This is a genomic window from Micromonospora sp. NPDC023633 (genome assembly GCF_040640035.1).
GTDB lineage: Bacteria > Actinomycetota > Actinomycetes > Mycobacteriales > Micromonosporaceae > Micromonospora.
In genome coordinates, this window is record NZ_JBFABB010000207.1 from 1 (window position 1) to 7,305 (window position 7,305).

Genomic DNA, 7,305 nt, shown 5'->3' on the forward strand with positions numbered 1-7,305 from the left:
GACGCCCACCGGCCGCGCCCGGGCCGCCCCGGCGGCGCTGTCGGCGGGCGGACGCACCGACGCGGCCACGCCGGCTGGTCAACTGTCGGGGGCCGCGTCTACTGTCGGTTGCTGTGCTGGAAGAGCTGCGCATCACCGGACTGGGCGTCATCGAGGACACCACGCTGCCGCTGACCGGCGGCATGAACGTCATCACCGGCGAGACCGGTGCGGGCAAGACCATGGTGGTCACCGGCCTCGGCCTGCTCTTCGGGGGGCGTGCCGACGCCGGGCGGGTCCGCGCCCAGCCGGGCCGGGCGGTGGTCGAGGGCCGGCTGCGGCTCGAGGGCCGCGTCGCCGCCACCGTGCACGCGCGGATCACCGACGCGGGTGGCGAGCCCGACGAGGACGGCTCGGTGCTGCTGAGCCGCACCGTCACGGTGGAGGGCCGCTCCCGGGCGCACCTGGGCGGGCGGAGCATGCCGGTGTCGATGCTCGGCGAGGTCGGCGAGCAGGCGGTGGCGGTGCACGGCCAGTCCGACCAGCTGCGGCTGCTGCGGCCATCCGAGCAGCGGGCCGCGCTGGACCGCTTCGCCGGCCCGGAGCACGAGAAGCTGCTCGACGCGCTGCGCGAGGCGTACGCCCGCTGGCGCGCGGTGGTCGACGACCTGACCGACCGGCGGCGCAACGCCCGCGAGCGCAACCAGGAGGCGGACCTGCTGCGCCTCGGCCTGGACGAGATCACCCGGGTCGACCCGCAGCCCGGCGAGGACGACGAGCTGAAGGCGGAGGCGCAGCGGCTGGAGCATGCCGAGGGGCTGCGCACCGCGGCGCAGGTGGCCCACCAGTGCGTGGCCGGCGGCGTGGAGGCGACCGACGAGACCCCGGACGCGGCGGCGTTGCTCGGCACCGCCCGCCGTACCCTGGAGGCGCAGGCCGGCACCGACCCGGCGCTGGGTGAGCTGGCGGGGCGGCTGGAGGAGGCGGCGACCCTCGTCACGGACGTCTCCGCCGAGCTGTCGGCCTACCTCGCCGCGCTGGACGCCGACCCGGCCCGGTTGCAGACCGTCTACGAGCGGCGGGCGGCGCTGCGCGCGCTCACCCGCAAGTACGCCGACGACGTCGACGGGGTGATCGCCTGGGCCGAGCGGGCCCGCACCCGGCTGTCCGACCTGGACACCTCCGACGACCTCCTGGACGAGCTGGACCGGGAGGCCTCCCGGCTGGCCGGTGAGGTGGCCGAGCTGGCCGGCCGGGTGTCGACGTCGCGGCAGGAGGCGGCGACTCGCTTCGCCGAGCAGGTCACCGTCGAGCTGGCCGGGCTGGCCATGCCGCACGCCCGGATCGAGGTGGCGGTGCTGCCCCGCGTGGCCGGCCGCGCCGAGCCGACCCTGCCGGTCAACGGCACCGAGGTCGGCGTCGGCCCGGACGGCGGCGACGAGGTCGAGCTGCGCCTGCTGGCCCACCCGGGCGCGCCCTCGCTGCCGTTGCAGCGCGGGGCCTCCGGCGGTGAGCTGTCCCGGGTGATGCTCGCCATCGAGGTGGTCTTCGCCGGTTCGGGCGGGCCCCCCACGCTGGTCTTCGACGAGGTCGACGCCGGGGTGGGCGGCCAGGCCGCGGTGGAGATCGGCCGGCGCCTGGCCCGGCTGGCCCGCAGCCACCAGGTGCTGGTCGTCACCCACCTGCCGCAGGTGGCGGCCTTCGCCGACCGGCACCTGGTGGTGGCGAAGGACACGGGCGGGGCGGTCACCACGAGCGGGGTCCGGGTGGTGGAGGACACCGAGCGCGCGCGGGAGCTGGCCCGGATGCTCGCGGGTTTGCCGGACTCCGACCTGGGTATCGCGCACGCCGAGGAGCTTCTCGCCGTGGCGGCCCGGGAGAGGCGCCCGTGAGGTCGGCGATTGTGAGCACAGGCACACCGGCCTGCGCGTTAGTGTGCTTCCCTGGGTAGGCGGCCCCTGCTCAGGCATGTCGCGACAGAATTGCCTGCCTCACATGCCAGGATGGTCACGATGCGTCTACCCACGTTGCGCCGGACCCGGAGCGCGGAACCGGGCAGGATCCTCGGCACCGCGCGCCTCGACCGCCGGACAAAACGCCTGGTCGGCCGGCTCCGCCCCGGCGACATCGCGGTCATCGACCACGTCGACCTCGACCGTGTCGCCGCCGACTCGCTCGTCGCCGTCGGTGTCGGCGCCGTGCTCAACGCGAAGCCCTCGGTCTCCGGCCGCTACCCCAACCTGGGTCCGGAGGTGCTGGTCGCCGCCGGCATCCCGCTCCTGGACGACCTGGGGGAGGGGGTCTTCGAGCGGATTCGCGAGGGCGACACCGTGCGGATCGAGGGCAACACCGTCTTCGTCGGCGACGAGCCGGTGGCGCACGGCAGCCTCCAGGACGCCGAGACGGTGGCCAAGTCGATGGCCGACGCCCGGGAGGGGCTCTCGGTCCAGTTGGAGGCGTTCGCCGCCAACACGATGGACTACCTCCGCCAGGAGCGCGACCTGCTCCTCGACGGCGTCGGCGTGCCCGAGATCCAGACCGAGATGCAGGGGCGGCACTGCCTGATCGTGGTGCGCGGCTACGACTACAAGGCCGACCTGGACGTGCTGCGCCCCTACATCCGCGAGTTCAAGCCGGTTCTGATCGGCGTGGACGGCGGCGCGGACGCGCTGGTGGAAGCCGGCTACACGCCCGACGTGATCATCGGCGACATGGACTCGGTCACCGACGACGTGCTGCGCTGCGGCGCCGAGGTGATCGTGCACGCCTACCCGGACGGCCGGGCGCCCGGCCTGGCCCGGGTCAACGGCCTCGGCGTCCCGGCGGTGACCTTCCCGGCGGCGGCGACCAGCGAGGACCTGGCCATGCTGCTGGCCGACGAGAAGGGCGCCTCGCTGCTGGTCGCGGTCGGCACCCACGCCACGCTTGTCGAGTTCCTCGACAAGGGCCGCGGCGGGATGGCCTCCACGTTCCTGACCCGGCTCAAGGTCGGCGGGAAGCTGGTCGACGCCAAGGGCGTGAGCCGGCTCTACCGGCAGAGCATCTCCGGGTCGTCGCTGCTGCTGCTGGTGCTCTCCGCGATCGCGGCGATGGCGTCGGCGGTGGCGGTCTCCACGGTCGGCAAGGCGTATTTGGGCGTGGTCTCCGAGTGGTGGAACAATTTCGTGTTCCAGCTTGAACAGCTTTTCTAGCGTCCCACCGATCAAGAGGCTGCAGGTGTGATCAACTTCCGGTACCACGTGGTGTCCCTGACCGCGGTCTTCCTCGCGTTGGCGATCGGCCTGGTGGTCGGCACCGCTGCCCTGAACGGCCCGGTGGCCGACTCGCTCAAGGAGAACGTCAACGGGCTGCGCAAGGACAACCAGCTGATGCGCCAGGCGGTCCAAAACATGGAGAAGGAGCTGGAGCTCGAGGAGGAGTTCGCGGCCCAGACAGCGGAGTTGTTGTTGCCCGGCAAGCTGACCGGCAAGCGGGTGCTGGTCGTCAGCCTGCCCACGGGGCGTGACCACACCGAGGGCGTGGTCAAGATGCTCCAGCTCGCCGGGGCCCAGGTGACCGGTCGCATCGACCTGCAGGACAAGTTCATCAACCCGGACAACAACAACAACCTGCTGGAGCTGGCGGTCACCGCCGCGCGCCCCACCAGCGCGCCGACCGCCGGGCTGCCCGGCAACGGGCACGGGGTGGAGACGTCGACCGCGCTGCTGGCCAGCGTGCTGCTCGACCGTGCGCCCGGCGCGACCCCGGTCAGCGAGGCCGACCGGCGGGCGGTGCTGGCCGCGTACACCAACGCCAACTACCTGACCACGGAGGACCGGGTCACCGCGTCGGCGGAGGCCGTCGTCGTGGTCAGCGGGCAGCCGTACGTGGACAAGGACTCGGCCAAGAAGGACGAGTCGGTGCTCAAGGTCGCCGAGCAGTTCGACCGGACCGGGACGATCGTCGTGGGCGGCAACGGCTCGGCCGGCGGCAACCTGGTGGCCGCCGTGCGGAGCGACCCCGTGCTGGTGCAGACCATCTCCACCGTCGACAACGCCAACACCGTCCAGGGTCAGCTGGTCACCGCCCTCGCACTGGTGCAGCAGGTCACCGAGAAGAAGGCCGGGCAGTACGGCGTCGCCGACAACGCCACCCTGCTGCCTAGACTGCCCCAGTGATGCGACGACGTACCCCGGTGTCCGGATCCAGCTTCGCCGACGTACGGCGGGAGGGAGACGCGTGAGTCTGCTCGGTCGACTGCTGATCGCCGGCGCGGGCGCCGCCGCCGCCCGGTACGCGCTGCGCGAGGTGCGCACCTCACCGGCCGGCCCCGCGCTCGACCGGACCAACTTCCGTGGTCGCACGGTGAGCCTGGCCGCCGGCCCCGCGCTCGCGGCCGGCGCGGCCGGGGTGGGCGCGTTTGGCGCCTCCAGCGGGCCGTCGGGCGCCGCGGCCCTGGTCGCCGGGGTGGGTGCCGGGGCCGTCGGGCTCTACGACGACGTGGCGGGGGCCCGGCCGGAGCAGAAGGCGGCCAAGGGCTTCGCCGGGCACCTGGCCGCGCTGCGCGAGGGCCGCGTCACCGCCGGGATGATCAAGGTCGTCGGGGTGGGGGCCGCGGGCCTCGGTGCCGCCGCGCTGCTCGCCGCCGACCCCCGGGTCGCCGCGCACCGGCGCCGCCAGCGGCAGGGCCCGCTGGGCCGGGGCGTCGACGTGCTGCTCGGCGCCGGGGTCATCGCCGGCACGGCGAACCTGCTCAACCTGCTCGACCTGCGTCCCGGCCGGGCGCTGAAGTCCGGCCTCCTGCTCGGCGCCCCGCTGGCCGGCGGCCCGCACGGCGGGATCGCCGCCGGTGCCGTCGGCGCCGCCGCCGGGCTGCTCCCCGCCGACCTCGGCGAGGACGTGATGCTCGGCGACAGCGGCGCGAACGCGCTCGGCGCGCTGCTCGGTGTGGCGCTGGCCGCGCGTACCGGGCCGGTCGGGCGGGCCGGGCTGCTCGCCGTGCTCGCCGGCCTCACCGCGGCCAGCGAGAAGGTCAGCTTCACCCAGGTCATCCAGCGCACCCCGGGGCTGCGCGAGCTCGACGCACTGGGCCGGCGCGCCGACTGACGTGACGACCCCGGCACCCCTCGCCGGCGCCGGCCGTGTCGCCGGAGCGGCCGCGCTCATCGCCGTCCTCACCGTGGTCAGCCGGCTCGCCGGCTTCGGCCGCACCGCCGTCTTCACCTGGGTCGTGCAGAAGAGCGACCTCGGCGGCATGTACGTGATCGCGAACACGGTCCCGAACATCATCTTCGAGATCGTGGCCGGCGGCGCGCTGGCGAGCCTGGTCGTACCGCTGCTGGCCGGGCCGGTCGCGGCCGGCGACCGGCGCGCGGTGGCCGCCACCACCGGGGCCCTGCTCACCTGGACGGTCACCCTGCTGGTGCCGCTGGCCGTCCTGGTGGCGGTCGCGGCCGGCCCGGTCGTGTCGCTGATGAGCGAGGGGCGCTCGGAGGCGGAACTGGCGGCCGGCGCGCGGATGCTGCGGGTCTTCGCCCCGCAGTTGCCGCTCTACGGCATCGGCATCGTGCTCACCGGGGTGCTCCAGGCGCACCGCCGCTTCGCCTGGCCGGTGATCGCGCCGCTGCTGTCCAGCCTCACCGTGATCGTGGTGTACCTCGCCTTCGGCGGCGCCGAGGGACGAGGCGTGGGCGTCGCGCAGGTGAGCCCCGGCGGCGAGCTGATCCTCTCCGCCGGCACCACGCTGGGCGTGGTGGTGCTGTCGCTGTCGCTGCTGATCCCGCTGCGCCGGTTGGGCCTGCGGCCGCGCTTCGGCTATGCGTTCCCGCCCGACGCCCGGGCGCGGGTCGGCGGGTTGGCGATGGCCGGGGCGGTGACCGTCACCGCGCAGCAGCTCGCGCTCCTGGTGCTGCTCAGGCGGGTCTCCGGTGGGCCGACCGGTTCGCCGCAGGTGTTCAACCTGGCCCAGACCATGTACCTGCTGCCCTGGGCGGTGCTGGCGGTGCCGCTGGCGGTGGCGGCGTACCCGACGCTGGCGGCCGCCGCCACCGCGGGACGGGACGAGGACTACCAGCGCACGCTCTCCTCCACGGTGCGCGGGGTGCTGCTGTTCAGCTGCCTCGGCGCGGCGGCTCTGGTCGGCACGGCCGCGCCGGTCGCCACGTTCTTCTACCCGGACGACCCGGGCTCCACCGCCGCCGGGATCGTCGGCTTCGCCCCCGGGCTGCTCGGCTACGGCCTCTTCGCGGTGCTCTCCCGCGCCCTCTACGCCCGGGGGGACACCCGCCCCGCCACCGTCGCGATCACCGCCGGCTGGCTGGCCGTGCCGGTGGCGGCGGTGCCACTGGCGGCCCTGCTGCCGGTGGCCGACCGGGTGCTCGCGGTCGCCCTGGCCAACTCGGTCGGGATGGTGCTGCTCGGCGGCCTGCTGCTCGTCGCGGTGCGGCGCTCGGCCGGGCGTCCCGCGCTCGCCGGCGCGGCCCGGGCCGCCGCCGCCGGACTGCTCGCCGGCACCCTGGCCGCGCTCGCCGGAACGGCCCTCGCCCGCTGGCTCGACACGGCCGCCGGCGGCACCCCGACGACACCGGGCGCACTCGTGCAGGGCATGCTGTCCGGAGCCCTGGTCGGCGTCGTGTTCCTTGCCGTCGTCTGGCTGGTCGACCGGCGGGACGTGACGCCGCTGCTCGCCGGGGCGCTCCGGCGGCTGGGCAGGACGGGCCGGCGTGGGCCGGCTGCCCCCGCCCAGGGGACGGGCGAGGGAGACATCCCCCCGGAACGGGGTGGCGGGAAGGAGACGGTGTCCCGGTGAGCGGGTGCAGGACGGGTGACCGGCCGACGGCGACCGACGAGCGGGGGTGGTCGCGGTGACGGCACCGGTTCCCGGCTGGCGCGGCACGGTGGCCCTGCTGCTCGCCTCCAGCACCGGCGGCGTCGGGCAGCACGTCCGCTCGCTGGCTCGGGGCCTGACCGACTCGGGTGCCTCCGTGCTGGTCTGTGGGCCCGCCGCGACGCAGGAGCAGTTCGACTTCACGGGCGCCGGCGCCCGCTTCCTGCCGGTGGAGATCCCGGCCAGCCCGACCCCGGCCGACGCCCGGGCGGTAACTGCGCTGCGCCGGGCGCTCGCCGCCGAACCGGTCGACGTGCTGCACGCCCACGGCCTGCGGGCCGGGCTCGTCGCCGTGCTCGCCCACCCGGCCGCCCCGCTCGTGGTCACCTGGCACAACGCGGTGCTCGCGGGCGGCCTGCGGGGAAGCGTGTCCCGCCTCGTCGAGCGGGTCGTCGCCCGGGGCGCCCGGGTGGCGCTCGGCGCCTCCGCCGACCTGGTCGAGCGAGCCGCCGCGCTGGGCG

At 75.2% G+C, this 7,305-nt stretch carries 6 protein-coding genes; all 6 read left to right on the forward strand.

Annotation, left to right across the window (positions count from 1 at the left end; genetic code table 11):
• The first annotated feature begins 113 nt into the window (after positions 1 to 113).
• Positions 114 to 1,871, forward strand: coding sequence for a DNA repair protein RecN (gene recN, locus AB0G13_RS33210; protein ID WP_357883189.1), 1,758 nt, complete (start codon positions 114 to 116; stop codon positions 1,869 to 1,871).
• A gap of 120 nt (positions 1,872 to 1,991) precedes the next feature.
• On the forward strand, positions 1,992 to 3,170 hold the full coding sequence (steA, locus tag AB0G13_RS33215; protein ID WP_357883192.1) for a putative cytokinetic ring protein SteA: 1,179 nt from the start codon (positions 1,992 to 1,994) through the stop codon (positions 3,168 to 3,170).
• A 27-nt stretch (positions 3,171 to 3,197) separates the two neighbouring features.
• The gene (locus tag AB0G13_RS33220; RefSeq protein ID WP_357883195.1) at positions 3,198 to 4,136 is read left to right on the forward strand and encodes a copper transporter; all 939 of its coding nucleotides are present in this window, start codon (positions 3,198 to 3,200) and stop codon (positions 4,134 to 4,136) included.
• A 61-nt stretch (positions 4,137 to 4,197) separates the two neighbouring features.
• On the forward strand, positions 4,198 to 5,064 hold the full coding sequence (locus AB0G13_RS33225) for a hypothetical protein (protein WP_357883198.1): 867 nt from the start codon (positions 4,198 to 4,200) through the stop codon (positions 5,062 to 5,064).
• 1 nt (position 5,065) lies between these two features.
• Positions 5,066 to 6,766, forward strand: a complete 1,701-nt coding sequence (locus AB0G13_RS33230; RefSeq protein WP_357883201.1) for a lipid II flippase MurJ — start codon at positions 5,066 to 5,068, stop codon at positions 6,764 to 6,766.
• Positions 6,767 to 6,821: 55 nt separating this feature from the next.
• Positions 6,822 to 7,305 (forward strand): glycosyltransferase (locus tag AB0G13_RS33235; RefSeq protein ID WP_357883204.1); only part of this gene is annotated, 484 nt, incomplete at its 3' end.

Coding starts and splice junctions, on each gene's coding strand:
- steA (WP_357883192.1), top strand. CDS start 1,992: ATGCGTCTACCCACGTTGCGCCGGACCCGGAGCGCGGAACCGGGCAGG.